Source organism: Paenibacillus sp. LK1, assembly GCF_002750415.1.
GTDB lineage: Bacteria > Bacillota > Bacilli > Paenibacillales > Paenibacillaceae > Paenibacillus > Paenibacillus taichungensis.
Genome location: NZ_PEII01000015.1, coordinates 119543 through 140861, shown reverse-complemented (window position 1 = coordinate 140861; position 21319 = coordinate 119543). Strand labels below are relative to the sequence as shown.

Annotated in this window: 22 protein-coding genes; 17 read left to right on the top strand and 5 right to left on the bottom strand. The window is 47.3% G+C overall.

Annotation, left to right across the window (positions count from 1 at the left end):
• Complete coding sequence (locus CS562_RS27500; protein WP_099858793.1) at positions 1-1362, top strand: nucleobase:cation symporter-2 family protein; 1362 nt, start codon at positions 1-3, stop codon at positions 1360-1362.
• A gap of 316 nt (positions 1363-1678) precedes the next feature.
• On the opposite strand, the gene CS562_RS27495 is transcribed toward CS562_RS27500, so the two are convergent.
• Both CS562_RS27495 and CS562_RS27490 read right to left on the bottom strand, forming a co-directional pair.
• On the bottom strand, positions 1679-2017 hold the full coding sequence (locus CS562_RS27495; RefSeq protein ID WP_099858792.1) for a DUF4870 domain-containing protein: 339 nt from the start codon (positions 2015-2017) through the stop codon (positions 1679-1681).
• Positions 2018-2170: 153 nt separating this feature from the next.
• Positions 2171-2452, bottom strand: a complete 282-nt coding sequence (locus CS562_RS27490) for a transposase (protein ID WP_076290541.1) — start codon at positions 2450-2452, stop codon at positions 2171-2173.
• A gap of 397 nt (positions 2453-2849) precedes the next feature.
• Between CS562_RS27490 and CS562_RS27485 the strand changes: the two genes are divergently transcribed.
• The 9 genes from CS562_RS27485 (at position 2850) to CS562_RS27445 (ending at position 10552) form a co-directional block, all read left to right on the top strand.
• Positions 2850-3038, top strand: coding sequence for a hypothetical protein (locus CS562_RS27485; RefSeq protein WP_017690840.1), 189 nt, complete (start codon positions 2850-2852; stop codon positions 3036-3038).
• A gap of 236 nt (positions 3039-3274) precedes the next feature.
• The gene (map, locus tag CS562_RS27480) at positions 3275-4036 is read left to right on the top strand and encodes a type I methionyl aminopeptidase (protein WP_099858791.1); all 762 of its coding nucleotides are present in this window, start codon (positions 3275-3277) and stop codon (positions 4034-4036) included.
• Between the two features lie 580 nt (positions 4037-4616).
• Positions 4617-5669, top strand: coding sequence for a cytochrome c oxidase subunit II (gene coxB / locus CS562_RS27475; protein WP_076290539.1), 1053 nt, complete (start codon positions 4617-4619; stop codon positions 5667-5669).
• 71 nt (positions 5670-5740) lie between these two features.
• A complete protein-coding gene (ctaD, locus tag CS562_RS27470) occupies positions 5741-7591 on the top strand; it encodes a cytochrome c oxidase subunit I (RefSeq protein WP_373561767.1) in 1851 nt (616 codons plus the stop codon).
• Positions 7588-8214, top strand: coding sequence for a cytochrome c oxidase subunit 3 (locus CS562_RS27465; protein ID WP_099858790.1), 627 nt, complete (start codon positions 7588-7590; stop codon positions 8212-8214). Before ctaD ends, CS562_RS27465 begins: the two co-directional genes overlap by 4 nt.
• 3 nt (positions 8215-8217) lie before the next feature.
• On the top strand, positions 8218-8538 hold the full coding sequence (locus CS562_RS27460; RefSeq protein ID WP_076290536.1) for a cytochrome C oxidase subunit IV family protein: 321 nt from the start codon (positions 8218-8220) through the stop codon (positions 8536-8538).
• A 106-nt stretch (positions 8539-8644) separates the two neighbouring features.
• On the top strand, positions 8645-9568 hold the full coding sequence (ctaG, locus tag CS562_RS27455; RefSeq protein ID WP_099858789.1) for a cytochrome c oxidase assembly factor CtaG: 924 nt from the start codon (positions 8645-8647) through the stop codon (positions 9566-9568).
• A 36-nt stretch (positions 9569-9604) separates the two neighbouring features.
• Complete coding sequence (locus CS562_RS27450; protein ID WP_024632131.1) at positions 9605-10069, top strand: DUF420 domain-containing protein; 465 nt, start codon at positions 9605-9607, stop codon at positions 10067-10069.
• A 111-nt stretch (positions 10070-10180) separates the two neighbouring features.
• The gene (locus CS562_RS27445; protein WP_099858788.1) at positions 10181-10552 is read left to right on the top strand and encodes a hypothetical protein; all 372 of its coding nucleotides are present in this window, start codon (positions 10181-10183) and stop codon (positions 10550-10552) included.
• Between the two features lie 106 nt (positions 10553-10658).
• Here CS562_RS27445 and CS562_RS27440 read toward each other — a convergent pair whose 3' ends face one another.
• Positions 10659-10991, bottom strand: coding sequence for a hypothetical protein (locus CS562_RS27440; RefSeq protein WP_099858787.1), 333 nt, complete (start codon positions 10989-10991; stop codon positions 10659-10661).
• Between the two features lie 230 nt (positions 10992-11221).
• Here CS562_RS27440 and CS562_RS27435 point away from each other — a divergent pair, with 230 nt between their 5' ends.
• The 7 genes from CS562_RS27435 to CS562_RS27405 all read left to right on the top strand — a co-directional run bounded on the left by CS562_RS27435 (position 11222) and on the right by CS562_RS27405 (position 18672).
• Positions 11222-11962, top strand: coding sequence for a hypothetical protein (locus tag CS562_RS27435; protein WP_099858786.1), 741 nt, complete (start codon positions 11222-11224; stop codon positions 11960-11962).
• A gap of 92 nt (positions 11963-12054) precedes the next feature.
• Complete coding sequence (locus tag CS562_RS27430) at positions 12055-12444, top strand: GntR family transcriptional regulator (RefSeq protein WP_076290740.1); 390 nt, start codon at positions 12055-12057, stop codon at positions 12442-12444.
• A gap of 15 nt (positions 12445-12459) precedes the next feature.
• The gene (locus CS562_RS27425) at positions 12460-13356 is read left to right on the top strand and encodes an ATP-binding cassette domain-containing protein (RefSeq protein WP_099858785.1); all 897 of its coding nucleotides are present in this window, start codon (positions 12460-12462) and stop codon (positions 13354-13356) included.
• Positions 13357-13376: 20 nt separating this feature from the next.
• The gene (locus CS562_RS27420) at positions 13377-14279 is read left to right on the top strand and encodes an ABC transporter ATP-binding protein (protein ID WP_099858822.1); all 903 of its coding nucleotides are present in this window, start codon (positions 13377-13379) and stop codon (positions 14277-14279) included.
• Positions 14272-15567: an ABC transporter permease gene (locus CS562_RS27415; protein ID WP_099858784.1), complete on the top strand. Its 1296-nt coding sequence runs from the start codon at positions 14272-14274 to the stop codon at positions 15565-15567. The genes CS562_RS27420 and CS562_RS27415 overlap by 8 nt, the downstream gene beginning before the upstream one ends.
• A gap of 116 nt (positions 15568-15683) precedes the next feature.
• Positions 15684-16904 (top strand): TraB/GumN family protein, encoded by a 1221-nt coding sequence (locus CS562_RS27410; RefSeq protein ID WP_099858783.1) that lies wholly within the window; start codon positions 15684-15686, stop codon positions 16902-16904.
• Between the two features lie 538 nt (positions 16905-17442).
• Positions 17443-18672 carry a family 8 glycosyl hydrolase gene (locus CS562_RS27405; RefSeq protein WP_099858782.1) on the top strand — a complete coding sequence of 410 codons (1230 nt, stop codon included), beginning with the start codon at positions 17443-17445 and terminating at the stop codon, positions 18670-18672.
• A 257-nt stretch (positions 18673-18929) separates the two neighbouring features.
• Here CS562_RS27405 and CS562_RS27400 read toward each other — a convergent pair whose 3' ends face one another.
• Together CS562_RS27400 and CS562_RS27395 are read right to left on the bottom strand one after the other, a co-directional pair.
• Positions 18930-20255, bottom strand: a complete 1326-nt coding sequence (locus CS562_RS27400) for a 6-phospho-beta-glucosidase (RefSeq protein ID WP_099858781.1) — start codon at positions 20253-20255, stop codon at positions 18930-18932.
• A gap of 54 nt (positions 20256-20309) precedes the next feature.
• A complete protein-coding gene (locus CS562_RS27395) occupies positions 20310-21302 on the bottom strand; it encodes an N-acetylglucosamine kinase (RefSeq protein ID WP_099858780.1) in 993 nt (330 codons plus the stop codon).
• Positions 21303-21319 lie beyond the last annotated feature (17 nt).

Genomic DNA, 21319 nt, shown 5'->3' with positions numbered 1-21319 from the left:
ATGGCACGCGAACGTATTTTTCAGCGGCATCGTCATCCGATCAAAACCTTTTCTCTGGGTCTCCAGCACGTTCTGGCGATGTATGCAGGAGCTGTCGTTGTACCGATTATTGTCAGCAAGGCCCTTGGTTTTACTACGGAGCAGTTGACCTATCTGATTGCGATTGACCTGCTCGCCTGTGGTGTGGCAACACTGCTTCAGGTATGGGGCAATCGTTTCTTCGGAGTGGGGCTGCCCGTCATGCTTGGTTGTGCATTCCAGGCTGTATCACCGATGATTTTAATTGGGATGAAGAGCGGCGTGTCTGCCATCTATGGTGCGATCATTGCGTCAGGGATATTCGTTGTATTGTTCTCGGGCATTTTTGGCAAATTGATTCGGCTCTTTCCGCCAGTCGTTACCGGATCAGTAGTAACCATTATTGGTCTAACTCTGATTCCGGTTGCGTTCAACGATCTCGGCGGCAGTCAGGGAGCAGAAGATTTTGGCAGTGGTGTTCATCTTCTGCTCGGATTCGGCGTATTGGTGTTCATCATTCTGATGACACGGTTCACGACAGGATTCGTTCGTTCTATCTCGGTGCTGATCGGCCTTCTCGTGGGCACAGTGGCAGCAGGGCTTATGGGTGAAGTTAACTTTGCGCCAATTCGCGAAGCGAGCTGGTTTCATGTCGTGCAGCCATTTTACTTTGGTACACCGACGTTTGAGATTGTGCCGATTCTGACCATGATTCTAGTGGCGATTGTCAGCGTAGCTGAATCTACTGGTGTATTCATGGCTCTTGGAAAAATTTTGGATAAAGACCTGTCTTCCAAAGATCTGGCCCGTGGCTATCGTGCAGAAGGTTTGGCGATTGTGCTGGGTGGTATCTTCAACTCATTCCCTTACACGACCTATTCACAAAACGTAGGGCTCGTACAGATGACTCGTGTCAAAACGCGCGATGTTATCGTTGTAGCGGGTGGACTGCTTGTGGTCATCGGATTTGTGCCGAAGATTGCTGCATTGGCACAGCTAGTTCCAGGTTCTGTTCTTGGTGGAGCCATGGTTGCATTGTTCGGTATGGTGGTATCGTCTGGTATTCGTATTCTGGGCAGCCAGGTTGATCTGAACCGTCATGAGAACCTGTTCATCATCGCCTGCTCTGTAGGCATGGGGCTGGGTGTAACGGTTGTGCCTCAATTGTTCGCAGGTGCGCCGGACTGGGCACAGATTATGCTCGGTAACGGAATTATTGCCGGTAGCTTTACGGCCATTTTCATGAATTTGCTGTTTAATGGTCTGGGTACTGAAGCAACGGCTGCCAAAATGGCTGAACATCAAGCGGATGTGATCCTTGGAGATAACGGCAAGTCGGCGTAAAAAGTAAAGATCTTAAATCGTCGTTGTTATTACCCGACGCCTTCAACATGTATATTATGTTAACTTTAAATTCCTTATGGAATGAATAATAAATGTTGTGAATAAAAAAGTTAAACGGCCTGAACTATTCAGGGGATGAATCATCTATCCTGTGAATCGTTATTGAAGGCATAATAAATGAAACACCGGAGACCTTGCTCGTTAGAGAGCAAGGTCTCCGGTGTTTTTTCTTTTTTTTTGCCGAAAACAAGATGGATTATTATGTAGACTCACGGGGTGAATTACTTTGGGAGGAAGCCGATAGACACGTTACATACTACAGATGCCGCATCTGTTTCTCTGCAAAGTCTCCGACCCACGGCAGCTTAAGCCATTTGCCTTGCAGACTGGTCACCACCATGAGAAGCCAGACCACCACACCAAGCAGGGACAACAGTGATGCCAGCAATGGCCCAAACAGTGGGAGAAATGCACACAACACATGACCGACCATAATGAGGCCAAATACCGTAACGGATTGAAGGGCATGAAACAGAACGAATCGGCTGCGTTTTTCTACAGCCAGAAAGATGATTCCACCTACAAAAGTGAACAGATAACAGAGCATGCCGGCAATATTTTCATCCAGACCGCTTGATGATTTCATGGGGGACATTCGGTCCAGCCTCCTTTGTCCTTTTTAACTAGGTTATGAAGGAGGTGGACAGAACTGAACCGGGTGGGACGAAATGTATCTTTGCTAGCTTAAAAGGGACATGTTCCTAATACTGCCTTGGAACATGCCCCTTTCCTTGCCTCATTATAGAACTTAACGATCGCCACGCTGAAAGTGTCTTCGTGGGTGGGTGATCTTGCCGATTTTATCGGTGTCATTCTCTTTAGGAACCAAGCGCTCGTCAGTACGACCTTCGTGATGGTTGTCAAAAGCGAATTCTGTCAGTTCCCATTCTGTCTTGCCCAGAACGGGATCGGCCGGGAAGTGTTGTCCCCGATGCAGATGTTCTTCTTGTCCAGCCTCATTGGTGTATATTCCGTCCACTTCCACCTTTTCATGTGAAAGGGGCAGCATTTCTTTATCTTTCTCAGCCATGAAACAACGCCTCCTTAGATCCCAGTAATTTAACTGTATGGGTTGTCCGTGATAATATCCCCCGAATAGTACAGTGTTATGCTGGATATATTAATTCCGTATAGAAGCAACGTATTTATAACATATGATTCGGAATTAAACTTTTTGGGCATAAAAACCGTTATAAATATTAGGTAAAATCGTCAAGTCGTAAGATACTTCCGAATATGCTACAATAAGATTATGATTCATTCCGAATCATATCGGGTATTTATAGTGTCAGGTACTTGCTTAAGCAAGGGTTCCCGACCTAAAGCTTGCTTTGAGCCGCGCACACAACTTCATGGATGGCATTTAAGACTTATTCGGCATTCTCTAAACGGAGCATTCACTTTCAACGTTTTGGGAGGGAATTACAATGGCAACGAAAGGTCACAATGAGGTCAAAGAAAGTTTGAGGGAAATGACTCGGATTTTCCGTCCTAAAGATCCAAAAAAATTCGTGAAGGAGTACGTGAGAAAATACCGGATTACGGGTGGATACGAGGAAGAATTGACTTCTGTGGTTGAGCATGAGCTTGTCAAGATGGATTCTTCCGTGTCCTGAAACACACACAACTCTGATTATACTGTTCCGATATGAATAGAACCGTCTCCCGGGCGTTAAGCTCCGGCAGACGGTTTTTTTTGTTTAGAAAATTGTATATATATATTTTTCCAAAGATGAACCAGCTCGTCCAAAAAATAAACTCAATAAGCTGTTAAGCTTTCCCTCTACTTTTGGGGGCTTTGTTTCGATCCTACTGCATATACATGGAAGTACAGATATGGCAGGAAGGATGAATGCAGGTGGACCCTATTTTAAAAACAAAAGAAGAGATTGGCTACATGCGGGAAGCGGGGCGAATCCTGCGAAGCTGTCACGAGCATATTGAAAAGTGGCTGGCCCCCGGTGTAACAACAGGAGATATTGATGAACGAGTGGAGGCTCTTCTAGCTGAAAGAGGAGCTACACCTGAGCAAAAAGGGTACAAAGGTTATCCTTACGCTACATGCGCTTCAGTTAATGAGGTGGTTTGCCACGGCTTCCCTAATGACCGGAAACTGGCCGAAGGGGATGTGGTGACTATTGATATGGTGGTAAACAAAGACGGCTGGCTTGCCGATTCTGCATGGACGTATGGGATCGGTGAACAACGCAGGTCCATACGCAAACTAATGAATCGAACCGAAAGGGCGCTTCATAAGGCGATAGCACAGGCTGTGCCAGGAAATACGCTGGGGGATATCGGTAACGCGATTGAACGGACAGCAAGGCTGTATCGCTACGGGATTGTGAAGCCTCTGATTGGCCATGGGATCGGTCAATACATCCATGAACCCCCGAACGTCCTCCCTTACGGGAAACGCAGGACGGGCATGATGCTGACAGAAGGCATGGTCATCACCATTGAACCCATATTTACAAAAGGCAGTTCAGGGGCGGTTGTATGGGATGAGGATGGCTGGACGGTGAGAACAGTGGATGGAAGCTGGGGCGTCCAGTATGAGCATACGATTGCAATCACAAGTGATGGTCCTCTTATACTAACTGACGGTACTTAGACGCTGTATCTATGGAAAGCTGGTAAGAAAGTTGGTTAATGGTGGCCGGGATGTTCAATAGGTCAGGCTCCATGCCGTTTGGTTCTAAAAGGGAGCGGTATGGGGCTTTACTACGGCTTCCAGTAGTTGTAAAAGAGACAACCTACTGCATGCTTTTCTTTTTTGCATAATACTGCATGTTTTCAATGTGAGAAATATCGGCAAAAAAATCAATTTCATCACCGAAATTTGGCAAAAATTTTCAAAAGTAGAGAGTAATATTTTTAACTGAAATCGGTTACAAATCAAGTTGTGGTGCGGTTTTTTACATATAGTGAACAATTTGTGAACATGTGTCCAAAGATTGACAAAATCATACCCTCAACTTATATTTAATAAGTGATTGAACCATATAGAATGAATTGGAAGAATGCGCAGACATGCCCTTAGCAGGAAATGACGGGAGTGGTGGAAGCGTTATTTTTGTAAGCATTCTGTATGTCGGACAGGATTACGTGTATCGTGCTGAAATGAACTGATTTGAGTTTTTTTCGGGCGACAACGGCAATCTACGAAAATGTTAAAAAAGTGGGGTAGATCAATGATGAAACAGTGGCAGGTTGCAAAGCGAATTCTCCCCTTGCTGGCGGTGTTCTCTTTGCTGCTATCCGCATGCGGGCGGGAAGACTTGTCGGTAATGAAACCTCAGGGTCCTGTGGCGCAAGGCCAATATGATCTGATGAAGCTGTCCATTACGATTATGATCGTGGTGCTCATCATTGTATTTGCTATTGCTGCGTATGTGTTGATCCGGTTTCGCAGACGAGCCGGGCAGAATGAAGTGCCCGAACAGGTTGAAGGTAATTTCAAGCTGGAAGTAATATGGACAGCCATTCCGTTGTTGCTTGTTATCGTTCTGGCAGTACCGACGGTAAAAACGATTTTTGCCCAAGGCGAAGATCTGTCCAACGACAAAAATGCAATTCAGGTCAAAGTCACCTCGCATCAGTACTGGTGGGAATTCACTTATCCTCAATATGACGTAACCACCGCTCAAGATCTCATCATCCCGACCGGAAAGAAAATCGCATTCGAATTGAAAACCGCTGACGTGCTTCACTCCTTCTGGGTGCCGTCACTTGCGGGTAAAATGGACACAAACCCGGATGGAACGCTTAACAAGTTCAGCTTCTCGGCGCCAAATGAAGGCGTTTACCGAGGGAAATGTGCTGAATTATGCGGCAGGTCACATGCCTTCATGGAATTCAAGGTAAAAGCGGTCAGCCAGGAATCCTTTGACAAATGGGTCAATGAAATGAAAGCTCCGGCGGTACTTCCGGAAGATACCCAATTGGCTGAGAAGTTCAAAACGAACTGCCTTTCTTGCCATGCAGTTGGGGATCAAGGCGGGCCAGTTGCGCCTAACCTTACAGGTATCGGTGGCAAGCAATCCGTGGCAGGTATTCTGCTGAACCAGGGCGAAGGCCAGGAAGACGGTAATCCGGTGCTGGACAACATGAAAGAATGGCTCCATGATCCACAATCCGTGAAGCCAGGCAATACGATGCCTAATCCGAAAGACCTTGGACTCACAGATGAAGAAATCGACGGAATTGCCGAATATTTGGCCAACTACAAATTGGACTATGAATAGAACAGCAAGGACGATGAAGGGGGTACACAACCTTGGCTCATGCTCATAGCGTCAAGCGGTACAGGGGCTTGATGGATTGGATTACCACCGTCGATCACAAAAAAATCGCCGTGCTCTACTTAATTGCAGGTGGATTTTTCTTTGGAATCGGCGGCATTGAAGCCATTTTGATTCGGATTCAGCTCATGAAACCGATGAATGATTTTGTGTCGGCGCAGGTCTTCAACGAATTGATTACGATGCACGGAACAACAATGATATTCCTTGGTGTCATGCCTATTATTTTTGCCGTTATGAATGCCGTTGTGCCTTTGCAGATTGGGGCACGGGACGTTGCTTTCCCTTTTGTTAACGCGCTTGGTTTCTGGACGTTCCTGTTTGGCGGACTGCTCTTGAACCTGAGCTGGTTGATGGGAGGGGCACCGGATGCCGGCTGGACTTCGTATACGCCACTATCTGGCAGCGAGTACAGTGGCACGCACGGTGTGGACTTCTACACGATAGGTCTCCAGATCGCCGGTCTAGGGACACTCATCGGGGGCATTAACTTTCTCGCCACCATCATTACGATGCGTGCGCCGGGAATGTCCTATATGCGGATGCCGATGTTTACCTGGACCACATTTATTACATCAGCCATCATTCTTTTTGCATTCCCTGCCATTACGGTAGGACTTGTACTGTTAACGTTTGACCGTATACTGGGGGCGAATTTCTTCGATGTTGCAGGTGGCGGTAACCCGGTACTCTGGCAGCATATCTTCTGGATCTTCGGGCACCCTGAAGTATACATTCTCATTTTGCCGGCATTTGGTATTATCTCAGAGGTTATTCCAACCTTTGCACGTAAAAGATTGTTCGGTTACAGCTCCATGGTATTTGCAACCATCCTGATTGCCTTTCTGGGATTCATGGTATGGGCGCATCACATGTTTACGACAGGTCTGGGGACAGTCGCCAATGCATTGTTCTCGATCTCAACCATGCTGATTGCTGTACCAACAGGGATCAAAATATTTAACTGGCTCTTTACGATGTGGGGCGGACAGATCCGTTTTACGGCAGCAAACCTGTTTGCTGTCGGATTCGTTCCAACCTTCGTTATGGGCGGGGTAACGGGTGTCATGCTGGCCTCTGCGCCTGCGGATTTCCAGTTCCATGATACGTACTTTGTTGTAGCTCACTTCCATTACGTTATCGTTGGTGGATTGGTGCTAGGTTTGTTCTCGGGGCTACATTACTGGTGGCCGAAGATGTTCGGTCGTGTCCTGAGCGAAACGCTCGGAAAATGGACGTTCTGGACGTTCATGATCGGTTTCCAACTAACGTTCTTTGTACAGCATTTCCTTGGTTTGATGGGGATGCAGCGCCGGATCGTTACATATTTGCCGAATCAGGATTTCGACCTGCTCAACCTGGTCAGCTCCGTTGGTGCATTCCTGATGGGTGTTGGGGTTATCATGTTCCTCGTGAACATCGTGATCACAACGAGAAAACCAGCAGACGCACCGAATGATCCGTGGGAAGATGGCCGTACGTTGGAATGGTCGATTCCTTCTCCGCCGCCGGAATACAACTTTAAGCAGACGCCTCTGGTACGTGGAATCGATGCATATTGGAAGGAAAAGATGGCAGGACATACGGAGATGACACCGGCTGAACCTGTAGGTTCGATCCATATGCCGTCAGCGACGCCGCTACCGTTTGTTATGTCTGTCGGTATATTCATTGCAGGACTTGGTCTCATGTTCAGCAAAGATGATTTTGGCAATGCGTTTATGAACGGATTGTTCAACAATTATATTGTGGTCATTATTGGCCTTCTGATTACATTTGGTGCGATGGCACTGCGGTCACTCTACGATGACCATGGCTGGCATATTGAACCGGAGGATCAGGATGAGAAGGGGGTTAGAACATGACAACTTCACATGCCGAACCGGCAAACGGCAAATTGCCGCATGAGCCGGAGAAAGCAACGTTGGAAGGACGCAACAAGCTTATTGGCTTCTGGTTGTTCCTTGGCGGCGAGACCGTATTGTTCGGAACCCTCTTCGCAACCTTTTTGGCCCTCCGCGGCCAAACGAATGACGGACCGACGGCGAATGAATTGTTTCATCTGCCACTCGTGGCTGCCGCAACCTTTATTCTCTTGGTCAGCAGTTTGACAAGTGTATTCGCTATTCAGGCTATGCACCGTGGGAAACGTAACGCTCTTGCATTATGGTTGGGAATAACCGTTCTGCTGGGTCTCGGATTTCTCTGTATTGAAATTTATGAGTTCTATGAATATGTGGTGCATAAAGAATTCGGGATGACCACAAGTGCATTCAGCTCAGCGTTCTATACACTGGTTGGGTTCCACGGAGCGCACGTTGCATTTGGTATTATGTGGATCGGGATCATTATTGGGCAACTGTTCAGAAAAGGATTAACGGTCGTAACTGCACCTAAAGTATACGTCTCCGCAATGTACTGGCACTTTATTGACGTGGTCTGGGTGTTTATCTTTACGGTCGTGTACCTGCTCGGAAAGGTGGGGTAACACATGTCGGTACAGGATAAGAGTGATCAGCAGCCTGTGAAGCATCGTCACCGGGCGGAAGGTCCACAGAAACACGTCGTTGTTTTTATCTTCTCGATCGTCCTGACGCTAATTGCGTTCGCGGCTGCTGCCGCGGGAGGAGTTAATACGACCTTTACCATTATTATATTGGTGGTTATGGCGATCCTGCAGGTGTTTGTACAGCTCGGTTACTGGATGCACTTGAAGGATAAAGGGCATTTGATGCCGATTCTGTTCATGTGCTTCGGATTTTTCGTAGCTTTTACGTGCATCATTATGGCACTCTATTGGGTTTGGTGGTAAAAGAGATGGCGGCGGCGCAGTGTCGCCGTCTTTTCCCCTTTTAGGCGAACCAATCCGTCAATGGATTTAGGCAACAACCAAATCAGGTCACGGGGAGGTCTCCCGTATGCTCGGGTTGCAATATTTTAGTTTCAACGATTTATGGAGTCCACTTATTCTGGCGTTGTTTCTGCTCATTGCCGCAGCTTATCTGGTGCTCGTTGGTCCTTTCAGTGAGCGGATCAAGGAGGCAGATCAGGCCACGGCTGCACAGAAAATGATGTTTATCACAGGGCTTACGGTGTTGTATCTTGCACAAGCGGGGCCATTCAATCTGCTGGGGCATGTGATGTTCAGCTTCCATATGGTGAGTATGGCTCTGTCCTATCTGGTAGCGCCACCGTTACTGATGAAGGGATTGCCCCTTTGGGTATGGCGTGGGATCATCCGGTGGCTGCCGACACGGCAGTTATCTTTTTTGGCGCATCCAATCGTGGCGGCTGTGCTGTTTAACGGATTGTTCTCGTTATATCATCTACCCGTGGTACATGATTACGTAATGTTAAATTTTACGATTCACCGTTTGTATTACATTGTACTTTTCATTACTTCCATGCTGATGTGGTGGACGCTGCTCAATCCGTTGCCGGAAGGAAGACAAGCATCGGGGCTGTCCAAGATTGGATTTATTTTTCTGAACATGGTGCTTCTGACACCAGCTTGTGGACTGATTATTTTTGCCTCCGAACCGTTGTATGCGACCTACAGCAATCCTGCCGTATGGGCTGAGGCAATGCGGTATTGTGTATCTGGCGATTCCACGGCATTGTTGCGTTCGTTCGGTGGACCCGCGTTCTTCAACTTCCTGTCCTCTGCCAAGGAGGATCAGCAGGTGGGCGGTATTTTGATGAAATTCATACAGGAAGGTATCTTTGTTTCCATGCTGGCGTATGTCTTTTTTCAATGGTATCGCAAGGAAAAACGGGAAGATGATGATGATCCTTACCCTGTAGAGAAAACGGGAGGACCGCTTAATCCTGCAGCGAAATAACACAAGTTTTGTTTGGACAAGAGGGGGAAACACACGATGGATATGTATTTTCTGCTACCCACGATCAGTACTTCTTTCATTGTGATTAGCGCGGTGCTGGTTGGAATTGGCTGGGTGCTAATTATCCGTGGCAAACGGGAGGCGCACCAAACCGCGATGATTGCAGGGGCCATTGCTGCCCTTCTGTTCTTTGTCATTTATATGTCTCGTACCATCTTTGTCGGGAATACGGCTTGGGGTGGGGACCCGGAGATGGAGATTTTCTATCGAATATTTCTGATCTTTCATATTATCCTTGCCACGGTGGCAGCGGTCTTCGGCATTTCCACTTTGGTGCTTGGGTTCAAAAAGAAATTCAAGACACATCGCCGCTGGGGAAGATTTACGTCCATGATCTGGTTTAGCAGTGCTATCACAGGCGTTATTGTATACGTTCTGTTGTACCTGCTGTATCCTGGTGGGCACACACGCCCGGTATGGGAAGTCATCCTGGGTGTTTAATGTGATGAATTGAATTCTTTGAAAATATGAAAATGGATGTATCCACCCGTGGATTCGTCCAAGCTTCCTCTCGCATTCATTCATAGAATGAGATCGAGAGGGGGAAAACAAATGAAAAAAACAGTCCATGTCAGTCAAACGTATCCACGTCTCACGGTGTATTCAGAAGAAGATTATCGCGAAAGAAGCAGAGTATATCGTGGTAACACGGGTCTCCGTAATCTGGATAACATTCTGGGTGGGGTAGAGAGCCTGCGTTTCTTCTCGACAAGCTCGAATGCAACGCTGGTTGTGTTTACGAGACCTAACTTTCAAGGCGGATTCCGCGTCTTTCGCGGGAACACCAACTTGAGAGATTTGGATGATCTGATTCGTGGCAATGATGTGGAATCTTTGATTTCCACCAATCAACGGCTTACTTTGGCCGAAATTCGTGCGATTCGCAGTAATCGCAGCCTGCCAAGTGGCTACAACCTCGTTTAAGGATTAAACCTCTTCAGTATTCAGGTGCCGGAAAAAAGAAAGAGCTGTTTCGAATTGTGTTCGCACAATATCGGATACAGCTCTTTTTTTGATTTGAGGAGTCATCTTAATCTCCACCGCCGCCGCTGTCGCCACCACCACTATCTCCACCACTGTCGTTGCTGCTTCCGCTATCATTGCTGTGATGATGATTAGATTCCGAAAAAGAATCACCATCATGATGCTTATGATCGTGTGTGTGTTTGGAATGTTGAGTATTGGAGTCATCATTGGTGGTAATGACCGGGTACGCCGGAGATGAGTCGGTGTAACCGTTGTTACGCCGCACACGATGTCTGCCTTTTTTGGCAGAATGTCGTTTGGGTTCGTCGCGAACAATGAGCCAGATGACCACGATAAGGAAGAGGAGCACAACCCCGATCTCAACTAGCCAATCCATAGGTGAATCAATCCTTTCTATCTATCTCTGCAGTATCTCTATAAGTTGAACGAATGATTTTACAATGAATCATTGTATGTTCAGAATCAAGTTTTATTTTATCGTAACACTGACCTGAATCCCATCCATTCTTCCTGATTCAGGAAAATAAGGGGTTGACGGGAATAGGAAGTGGTCTATATACTGTGTATAATGATATATACAGTAGATACAGTGAGCAAGGAGTTCCAATGACAGATGGAAAGGCAGGCAATGATATGAGCGCATGGAAGCAGGCGTGGTGGTTGACCCGCAGTGAGATGAAAAAGGATAAGCTCCAGTGGCTGTGGACTGCAATTTTTATGATATACACGGGTGGCATGAGTGGTGTGATGTTATTAGGACAACAGAAGACCGATTTCATTAATCCTGTTGTAGATACTTTCTTTTTGATCATGGTGCCATTTCAGGGATTCGTGTTCAGCAGACGATCTTTCCGTTACATACAGGAGGATTCCTATACACAGATGTTGGCCTACTATCGCAGACTTCCTATTCCAAACGAGACAGTGATGTGGTCGAGACTTCAGCAGTCTCTGATGGCGTTTACGTATAATGGTATCTTTTTCTATGGATCACTGTACGTTGTCGGGCTGCAAGAGGAAGGGTTCCGGTGGGATCAGTACCTGGCCTTTGGTATAACTTGTACAGGTTACGGACTTCTCATGACAGGTTTATATATTTACGGAGAGTTTTTGCACAGTGGTAAAAAATATTTGCTTCTCAGTTCGCTGTTCTTGCCGCTTACAATCATCATATCCTTGCTGATTCGAACGTCGGGCCGTTACGGTTTTTCGATTGTAATTGATATGAGTAAATCATGGGGGTTGCTCTCCCCGATTATGTGGGTGGCTTTGGTGGCTGGCATAGCAGGATTATGGCTTTTCAGTCGGTTGACGCTGAAGAAACTTTCCACTCGGGATTTGAGTTAACGGTATGAGGGATGAACGCAAAAATGAATATAGGATGAAACCGGCACGAACAGGTAACAGACTGGAGTGTACCGGAGGGCGAGGTGCAAGATGTGAAAATACCCATTCAAATTAATGAAAATAGCGCTGAACCTTTATACCACCAAATTGAAAATCAGTTAAGATCGTTAATTGTTACGGGTCAGTTGGGGGAGGGGACACATTTACCGTCCATTCGCGAATTCGCCGGATCACTGAATTGCAGTGTTATAACGGTTAGACGGGTCTATCAGGATCTGGAGAATGAAGGTCTGCTTCGTACGAAGCAGGGGACAGGTACATTTGTGGCCCAGGTAGAAGCTGGCGACAGAGAACATTATCGATTGAAGGCCGCGCAGGAAGCAATGCAGGCAGCGGTGCAGTCCGGAAAATCGGTAGGATGTACGGAAGAAGAACTGGAGAGTCTGTTCCGGGAAGTCCTGAGGGCTGTTTACTCGAATTGAGGGAGTGATTCATACATGGAACCTATCGCAGTTCAGTTGAACGGCGTATCCAAAATGCGAAAACGCAGAGTTATTGGCCCGATCGATCTGACCATCCCGGAAGGGTATGTAGTTGCTATTCTCGGTCATAACGGTTCAGGTAAAAGCACACTTCTTAACATGTTACAACAAGTGGTACTGCCTGATGCAGGGCAGATTATATGGTTTGGGAAGGAACATGAGGGGCCTCTTCCAATTGAACTGAGACAACAGATCGGTTTTGTGGCTGACAACGCTGGGCTCGAAGAGAACCGGATTACTGCACAGGAAGCAGCTGATTTTCGGGCCTACTGGTACCCGCGTTGGGATATGAAGTTGTTCAACCAACTGATTCACGATATGGAAGTACCTGTTGATGTGAAGCTGAACAAGATGTCCAAGGGAGAACGACGGAAATTTGAGATCGCTGCTGCAATCGCAGCTCGCCCAAAACTATTGCTTTTGGATGAGCCTTCATCAGGACTGGACCCCTTTGCCTGGAAAGTGATGGTCGAGCAGTTCCGTACTTTCATGGCTGAGGGCGACACCACGATTCTGATTGCCACACATATTGCGGATGAAGTCAAAAGGCTCGCAGATTACATCGTATTGATGCACCGTGGTCAGTCCCTGGGGATGGCCGAGAAAGATATGGTGCTCGATCAGTGGAAAGAAGTCTGGTATGAAGGAGATTTACGACCAGAGAGTATCCCTGGGGTTGTGGAATCTTCTTCTGAAGAGAGAGGACTGGTTCGCGTCATAACAACCCGGGTCAGCGAAGCGCAGGAAAGGCTGGAGCTGGCAAATAACCGGGTATTGAAGATCCGTAACTTGGAATTGGATGAAGTCTTGGCATTCTGGATTGCCGGGTATGCACCCGTACAGTGGAAATAACCGAAGGGAGACGATAAATGATGAACCGATTGGAATTGAAGCAGGTAGTTAAGCAATACGCAGACAAAACGGCAGTTAATGGTGTGACCCTTAATGTGAAAGAAGGGGAGATTTACGGTCTGCTCGGAGCCAACGGTGCTGGTAAAACAACAACGATGCGTATGGTGCTTGGGTTGATCCACCCGGATGGCGGAAATATCCAGTACAACGGCAAACCCTATAGCACAGAATTGCAGCAGATTATGGGATATCTACCAGAAGAGCGCGGTTTGTACCCAAAGGTAAAGGTCAGTGAACAGATCAACTATCTGGCCCGTCTGCGCGGCATGAATGGAAAGGATGCGGATCAGAGCCTGAAGTATTGGTTGGATCGATTCGAAGTGCCGGAGTATTACGACAAAAAGATTGAGGAACTATCCAAAGGGAATCAGCAAAAGATGGGCTTTATTGCCGCAGTGGTGCACAGACCACAAATTCTCATTCTGGATGAAGCCTTTAGCGGACTCGATCCGGTCAACGTGGAATTACTGAAATCCACGGTGAAGGAGTTGCGTGACGAAGGCACAGCCATTTTGTTCTCGACACACCGCATGGAGCACGTTGAAGAATTATGTCGTCAGATCACAATTCTGCATCGCTCCAATACCGTTGTGCAAGGAGAGATTAAAGAGATCAAGAGCCGTTATCCACGTGAGCATGTATTTCTGAGCACCACAGGTAATGTGGGTGGTCTGGAACAGCTGCCGGGTGTGAAAAAGGTAGAGCAAAATGAGCGTGGATACCTGATCCATATTGGTCAGATGGAAGCAGCTCAGGAAATTCTGAGAGTAGCCATGGCTCAGACGACCGTTGAACATTTTGAAATCAAGGAACCAACGCTTAACCAAATCTTTATTCGTGAGGTAGGTGAGTCGAATGAATAAAATGGGGACAATTATCGGATTTACGTTCAAAAACAAAGTAAAAACGAAGTCTTTCATGGTAACGACTATTGTACTTGCACTTTTAATTACGATTGGACTCAATATTCCATATTTCATTACCTTATTTAATGGTGGTCCCATCGGTGGAGGCTCGAGCACGAATCCGGTGAATATCGGTCTGCTGAGCACGGGACAAACGGAGGTAGCTGAGAAGCTGGAGACATACTCCTCCGCACAAGGTAACCAGACGTATCGTTTTGTTAACGATGCAAATAAAGATGAAGCAGCCCTCAAAGCCGATGTGGAGTCGGAGGTTTTGGATGGATACCTGAAGTTTGAACCTGTTGCGGGGCAAGATTTCCCACAGCCGGTCTTATATTCAAGCGATGATATCTCCCCGCAGGTTATAGCACCCATTGAAGCTGCGCTGCAAATTGTGAAGCTGGATGTCGTGGTGAAGGATACACTCACGGCGGAACAAAAACAGCTCATCAGTACGCCAGTAAAACTGACAGAGCAAAGCCTGGATTCTGGCCAAAGCGGAGCTGCTGCGGAGTCGGAAGGTACCATGAGTGGCATCAACTACATTGTGGTATACCTGCTGATTATCCTGTTGTTCACATCAACGATGATGACAGGTAATATGATTGCTTCCGAGATTACGGCCGAGAAGAGCTCTCGTATCATGGAGATTTTGATTACGAGTGTATCCCCGCTCAGTCAGATGTTTGGTAAAATCATCGGTATTTTCATGGTAGGTTTGCTGCAAATCGGTATTTTCGGTGCAGTAGTTGCCGGCAATATGCTGTTACCGCATAACCGTGATGTATTGAGCGATTTCAATATGAATCTGAGTGATGTGAACATCGCAGTCATTGTATATGGACTTATCTTCTACATTCTGGGTTACTTCCTGTATGCGGTGATGTTTGCGGCCATTGGTTCTATGGTGAGTCGGACAGAAGAACTGGGTCAGGCCGTGCTGCCGATTACGATGTTGTCCCTGGTTTCCTTCTATATCGCAATCTTCAGTATTGCTACACCGAACATCTTGTTGTTGAAAGTAGCAAGCTTCATTCCGTTCACATCGCCAACGGCAATTCTGGTACGGATTGGGGCAGGCGTTGCACCAACCTGGCAGATCTGGACGTCCCTGGCCATTCTCGTTGTATCGATTATGATCTTCGGCTGGCTGGCAGCGAAAATCTATCGTACAGGTGTGCTGATGTATGGTAAACGCCCAACGTTTAAGGAATTGTTCAAAGCGATGAAGGCTTATAAGATCTGATCCAATTGAATAGGAGCAGGTGCTGCACTCAAGAAAGTCGGTGTGGCACCCATCTCTAACTTCTCTTCTAGTGAACATATCTTTTCATTATTTCATTCTTAAGGAGAATACATAATATGAAAAACTGGAAACGCATGCTCTTGTCTCTGACGATCTCGGTAGGTTTGCTCGCATCCGCAGTACCGGCTATGGCCTCTCCGCAAGAGACATCGGTAAAGTTGAATGAACAAACGGTTGAATACACGGTGGGTGCACCGATTAACAATAAAGGAACAACACTTGTGCCGCTTCGCTCCACGCTGGACGCAATGGACGTGAAGCTGACGACAGCAACCGATGATACAATTACAGCTGTCGTTAACGGCAAAACGATTACTTTGAAGAGCAAGCTTACGCGTATTAATGGCGTAACATATGCGCCGATTCGCATTGTCGGGGATGCCGCAGGTTATGAAGTTCGCTGGGATGCTGCTACACGCACAGTGCTGCTAGTTTCCAAAGGTGGCGAAACAGAAACTGTTCAAACCGGTGGACGTGGCTTCATGTGGGAAGTCGAAAGCAACGGCAACACCGTGTACCTGGTAGGTTCTATGCATATTGCGGATGAAAGCTTTTATCCATTGCGTAAGGAGTTTGAAGAAGCCTTTGCCGAGGCGGATTACCTAGGCGTAGAGATCGATATCAGCAAAGCGGCTGAAGAAGCGCAGCAGAAGATTGTTCTGGATCTGGGCTCGTATCAGGATGGCACAACACTGAAAGATCACATTTCCAGCGAGACGTATACTCAACTGGGCAATATTTTGAAGCAAAGTGGATTGGAGCCGAATGCACTGGATACCTTTAAGCCTTGGGTAGTAGAGAGCACATTAGCCAGTCTCAAGTCTATGAAAGCGGGCTATGAAGCTTCTGCGGGGGTTGATCTGTACTTCATACAGAAGGCAATTGAGCGCAAACTTCCGGTGATCGAGTTGGAATCTTATGAATCTCAATTGGGAATGTTCAATGACTTCTCTAAGGAGCTGCAAGAGAAAACATTGAAAGCGACTTTGGACAATTTCGATGTGTTGGATGACAGCGTGAATCAAATGGCCGAAATGTGGAAGACAGGGAATGACGAGCAACTACTGGAGCTGACGAACAGCTTCTCTGATGATGAAGAATACAACAAAGCAATGCTGATCGACCGTAATGTGGGAATGGCTGATAAGATCGATGGTTACCTGAAAAACGGCAAGGGTGAAGAGTACTTCATCGTGGTAGGTGCAGCGCACTACTTGGGCGATCATGGGATCGTGAAGTTGCTGAAAGATAAAGGATATACAGTGATACGAAAATAAAAGAATCAAAGCCCTTTTATGAGAGCCTGGTATTCTTCTCACATGGTAGACAATAGTGAGAAAAGAGATTAAATCCCCTCAAGCACTGGAAGCTTGAGGGGATTTTTGTATGCCTGCGAAGAAGCAAGTAGTCATCCATACGTGAGTGAATGAAGGCTTGATATTAATTAGGGTAAGAAACCCCCGTGCATTGATTTCCGTTTTTTTTACTGGCAAATGTCGAATCAGGACTTTAGATTCAATCTCAGAGATATCTATTTACAAATATTAGAAGAGCAATTAAAATAAATGTAAGCGTTTNGAATCAGGACTTTAGATTCAATCTCAGAGATATCTATTTACAAATATTAGAAGAGCAATTAAAATAAATGTAAGCGTTTTAAAAGTTAAAGCGCTTTAACTTTTAGGTGGAGGTGATTGTGTCTCGCAAGGCCAATAATGAATCGTGGTTTCTCCATCAAGATGCTAAACTGAATTTTCGGCTTAAAGGTTATGTCATGGATCAAGACCCATTTGGATCTAAAAGGAGCGTAAATTTATGAGAAAAAACAGGGGATTTTCGGTTAGCAGCAAGGCTGTTATGATGTGTTGTCTCGCTTTTCTTCTGATTCCAGCGGGCTTTGCTTTCGCAGCTCCAAACAAGCCGTTCCCGCAGCACACGACATATACCAGCGGCTCGATCAAGCCTAATCATGTTACGCAAAGTGCGATGGACAGCTCCGTTAAAGCGAAATGGGACAGCTGGAAATCAGCTTATCTGAAAACGGCGGGCACGGGCAAATATTATGTGAAATATCAGTCCAACGGGGATACTGTATCTGAGGCACATGGGTACGGAATGCTGGCAACGGTTCTAATGGCCGGTTATGACGGCAATGCACAGGCCTATTTCGACGGACTTTATCAATATTATAAAGCTCATCCGAGCGCCAACAATTCGAAACTGATGGCTTGGAAACAAAACAGCAGCTTCCAGAACATTGAAGGTGCTGACTCGGCCACGGATGGAGACATGGACATTGCTTATTCGCTCCTGCTTGCGGACAAGCAGTGGGGTAGCAGCGGCAGTATCAACTATCTTCAGGCCGGCAAGGACATCATCAATGCCATCATGCAAAGTGACGTGAATCAGTCCCAATGGACGCTGCGTCTTGGCGATTGGGCAACGGACAACACCTTCAAAAATGCTACCCGTCCATCGGACTTTATGCTGAATCACTTGAAGGCGTTCCAGACAGCAACGGGTGATGCCAAATGGGCGAACGTGATCGACAAAACCTATACCATTATCAACTCCTTATACAACGGGTACAGCTCATCAACCGGATTGCTTCCAGACTTCGTCGTTCTGTCTGGCTCGACATACAAGCCTGCTTCAGCCAATTTTCTAGAAGGGGCGAACGATGGCAGCTACGATTACAACTCATGTCGTACGCCTTGGCGGATTGCAACGGATTACCTGATGACTGGTGACAGCCGGGCACTCAATCAGCTCAATCAAATGAATAGCTGGATCTCAGCCAAAGTAAGCGGTAACCCTAGCAACGTAAAGGATGGTTATAAACTCAACGGCACGGTTACAGGTTCTGGCGGCAGCGGGGCGTTCTATGCACCGTTTGGTGTCAGCGCTATGACCTCGTCCGTGAATCAAAACTGGCTGAATTCCGTCTGGACCAAAACGGCCAGCAGCTCGAATGAAGGCTATTATGAAGACAGCATTAAGCTGTTCTCCATGATCGTGATGTCCGGCAACTGGTGGACATACTAAGCAACTCATCATCCGTTGGTTGCTCATATGCAAGCAGGCAGGGAAATTAGCTCCCTGCCTGCTTTTTAATATGGATGGAGCTAGCTAGGAGAATGATTTAATGATTGATTTGAGCAAGCGTTGTAGATGGGCAAATGCCTAGAAACGACAAACCGCCATACCTCAGGAAATCCTGGGATATGGCGGTTTCGTTTAATGTGAAATTACGTCGATAGGCGTTTTTCTAATGGTATCAGGACGAATGGATGATAGCCGAATTATGCATTAGCTGCAGATTCAGTAAAGAACTGCGGTAAATATTCCTTGTTGGCTTCGAGCATTTCATCCAGCATCTGAATCGCCACTTCGACCGAAGGGACCAAAGGATGATGGGCCAATGCCTGTATGGCCAATCCACGATCGCCGGTCACTGCAGCATCGATGGCGAGGCGCTCATAGGTTTTAACCGCATGGATCAGTCCAACTGCCATTGGAGGAACCTTGGTTAGCGGCAGGGGCAGGGGGCCGGTTTTGGTGACCACGCAGTTGACTTCAATACTGGCATCGTCTGGCAGGAAATCAATGATACCTTGGTTGGCTACGTTCAACGTCTGAATGTCATTCGTTCCGTTGTACAGTGAGCGCATCAGGTTTACGGCTGCTTCGGAATAGAAGGCGCCACCCCGCTGTTCCAACTGTTTCGGTTTATCTTTCAGGTCCGGGTCATTGTAAAGCTCGAACAGTTCTTCTTCGACGCGTTTAACCACTTCCGCACGGTTGCCGCCTGTTTGTAAAGATTCCAACTGCTCTTCGAGCATGGCATCAGTCATATAGAAGTATTTTAAATAGTAGGAAGGTAGGGCATGCAGGGATTGCAAGAATTCCGGATTCCACTCCCGTGCAGGTACGTTCTTCGCGCTGTAACCGGCTGTATCAGCCAGCATGTCGTCCAGTTTGTCTTCTCCGTTCACATCAATACGCGTAATCCAGTGGAGATGGTTCAGGCCAACAAACTCGGCATAGATGCGGTCCGCTTCTACGCCGTATTTGGCCGAGGTCTGCTTGATTAGGCCGATTGGTGCATTACAGAGACCAATGCTTTTAACGTTGGAATACTTCAGAATGGCTTCCGTGACCATACCCGCCGGATTCGTAAAGTTCAGAAGCCAGGCATTAGGAGCGAGTTCTTCAATATCACGACAGATATCAAGCAGGACCGGAATCGTCCGCAGCGCCTTCATCATGCCTCCGGGTCCGGTGGTTTCCTGACCGATCACACCGTATTTCAGGGGGATGGATTCATCGCGGCCACGGGCGTCAAGCATGCCGACACGCATTTGAGTGCTGACGAAGTCCGCACCCTTGATGGCTTCGCGGCGGTCGAACGTCAAATGTACTTCAATCGGCAGACCCGATTTCTCCACCATACGTTTGGCCAAGTTGCCGACAATATTTAGTTTGCGTTCTCCAGGCTCAATATCTACCAACCACAGCTCTCGTACAGGAAGCTCGGCATGATGGAGGATGAACCCCTCAACAAGCTCCGGAGTATAGGAAGATCCACCACCGATTACCGCTATTTTTAGCCCTTGTTCATATGCCATTTTGCACACTCCAGTCTTTTAAGAATTTTTTATGATGACAGTGTTTATAGACGTTTATCTTGTTGTTTGCTTGATATGTTCGAAGTCACGGAAGGCCCTCATTTTGTCATATACATCCTGGCTTACCGCATGTCCGGCCGCATCCATAGCAGACCATAAGGCACCGACAACAGGCTCGGTTGCCAAAGTTACAATGGTCGCATTCGGAGCGACGGTTGCAACAGTCTGTTCAATTTTGCTGTGAATCCATCCGCGATCTCCCCTTGTTAGCAGACTTCCTGCTAGTATAACGTCAAAGGCGTCCTTTTCCATTCCAAGTTTATGAATCACCGCAGCCGCTGATTTGCCAAGCTCTACGCCTTGACGGTTCAGGATTTCCAGAGCTACAGCATCGTCCTCTGCGGCGGCTTCAAACAGCAGCTTCGCTGCATGGACAGGCACATGCTTGCCATGATCCTGAAAGTCATCGAACATGTCGCTGACACTGTTATACCCAAGAAAGTTCAACAGCAGGGGAGTCAGGAGCGTTGGCCGCTCACGGCCGTCCCAAGAACGGATGACAGAGCGGAACACCTCAATATTGAGGGAACCGCCACCGCCGAAATCGCCATACATATAATCAAAACCACCGACCTGCACATGTTCTCCTGCCGGATTACGGCCTGCAGAGTTGGTGCCTGTGCCGCAGATCAGTGCGACCCCGTAAGGTCGTTTCGTGCCTGCGCGCAGGCTGATCATGGTGTCACAGTTAATCGAGTAATTCTGGGTGAATCCGATTCCCTGAACTAGAGGGTGCAGGATTCGGTAGTCTACTTCCCGATCTGCTCCTGCAAGTCCGAAATAGGTATGCGAGATTTCATGAATCCGCAGTCCTGCCTCGTTCAGAGCTCCTTCTGCAGCTTCCCGTATGCTTTGTGCGGCCAAGGCGTGGTCAATCTGGTGATTGCCGTTGCCGCCCACGCCTTTGCCAAGCACATTGCCGAAGTCATCGGTCAGCAGGGCGTATGTTTTTGTTCCTCCCCCATCGATTCCCAAGTAGTAAGCCAATGGTCGTCACTCCTATA

Coding starts and splice junctions, on each gene's coding strand:
- CS562_RS27500 (WP_099858793.1), top strand. CDS start 1: ATGGCACGCGAACGTATTTTTCAGCGGCATCGTCATCCGATCAAAACC.
- CS562_RS27495 (WP_099858792.1), bottom strand. CDS start 2,017: ATGTCCCCCATGAAATCATCAAGCGGTCTGGATGAAAATATTGCCGGC.
- CS562_RS27490 (WP_076290541.1), bottom strand. CDS start 2,452: ATGGCTGAGAAAGATAAAGAAATGCTGCCCCTTTCACATGAAAAGGTG.
- CS562_RS27485 (WP_017690840.1), top strand. CDS start 2,850: ATGGCAACGAAAGGTCACAATGAGGTCAAAGAAAGTTTGAGGGAAATG.
- map (WP_099858791.1), top strand. CDS start 3,275: ATGCAGGTGGACCCTATTTTAAAAACAAAAGAAGAGATTGGCTACATG.
- coxB (WP_076290539.1), top strand. CDS start 4,617: ATGATGAAACAGTGGCAGGTTGCAAAGCGAATTCTCCCCTTGCTGGCG.
- ctaD (WP_373561767.1), top strand. CDS start 5,741: ATGGATTGGATTACCACCGTCGATCACAAAAAAATCGCCGTGCTCTAC.
- CS562_RS27465 (WP_099858790.1), top strand. CDS start 7,588: ATGACAACTTCACATGCCGAACCGGCAAACGGCAAATTGCCGCATGAG.
- CS562_RS27460 (WP_076290536.1), top strand. CDS start 8,218: ATGTCGGTACAGGATAAGAGTGATCAGCAGCCTGTGAAGCATCGTCAC.
- ctaG (WP_099858789.1), top strand. CDS start 8,645: ATGCTCGGGTTGCAATATTTTAGTTTCAACGATTTATGGAGTCCACTT.
- CS562_RS27450 (WP_024632131.1), top strand. CDS start 9,605: ATGGATATGTATTTTCTGCTACCCACGATCAGTACTTCTTTCATTGTG.
- CS562_RS27445 (WP_099858788.1), top strand. CDS start 10,181: ATGAAAAAAACAGTCCATGTCAGTCAAACGTATCCACGTCTCACGGTG.
- CS562_RS27440 (WP_099858787.1), bottom strand. CDS start 10,991: ATGGATTGGCTAGTTGAGATCGGGGTTGTGCTCCTCTTCCTTATCGTG.
- CS562_RS27435 (WP_099858786.1), top strand. CDS start 11,222: ATGACAGATGGAAAGGCAGGCAATGATATGAGCGCATGGAAGCAGGCG.
- CS562_RS27425 (WP_099858785.1), top strand. CDS start 12,460: ATGGAACCTATCGCAGTTCAGTTGAACGGCGTATCCAAAATGCGAAAA.
- CS562_RS27420 (WP_099858822.1), top strand. CDS start 13,377: ATGAACCGATTGGAATTGAAGCAGGTAGTTAAGCAATACGCAGACAAA.
- CS562_RS27415 (WP_099858784.1), top strand. CDS start 14,272: ATGAATAAAATGGGGACAATTATCGGATTTACGTTCAAAAACAAAGTA.
- CS562_RS27410 (WP_099858783.1), top strand. CDS start 15,684: ATGAAAAACTGGAAACGCATGCTCTTGTCTCTGACGATCTCGGTAGGT.
- CS562_RS27405 (WP_099858782.1), top strand. CDS start 17,443: ATGAGAAAAAACAGGGGATTTTCGGTTAGCAGCAAGGCTGTTATGATG.
- CS562_RS27400 (WP_099858781.1), bottom strand. CDS start 20,255: ATGGCATATGAACAAGGGCTAAAAATAGCGGTAATCGGTGGTGGATCT.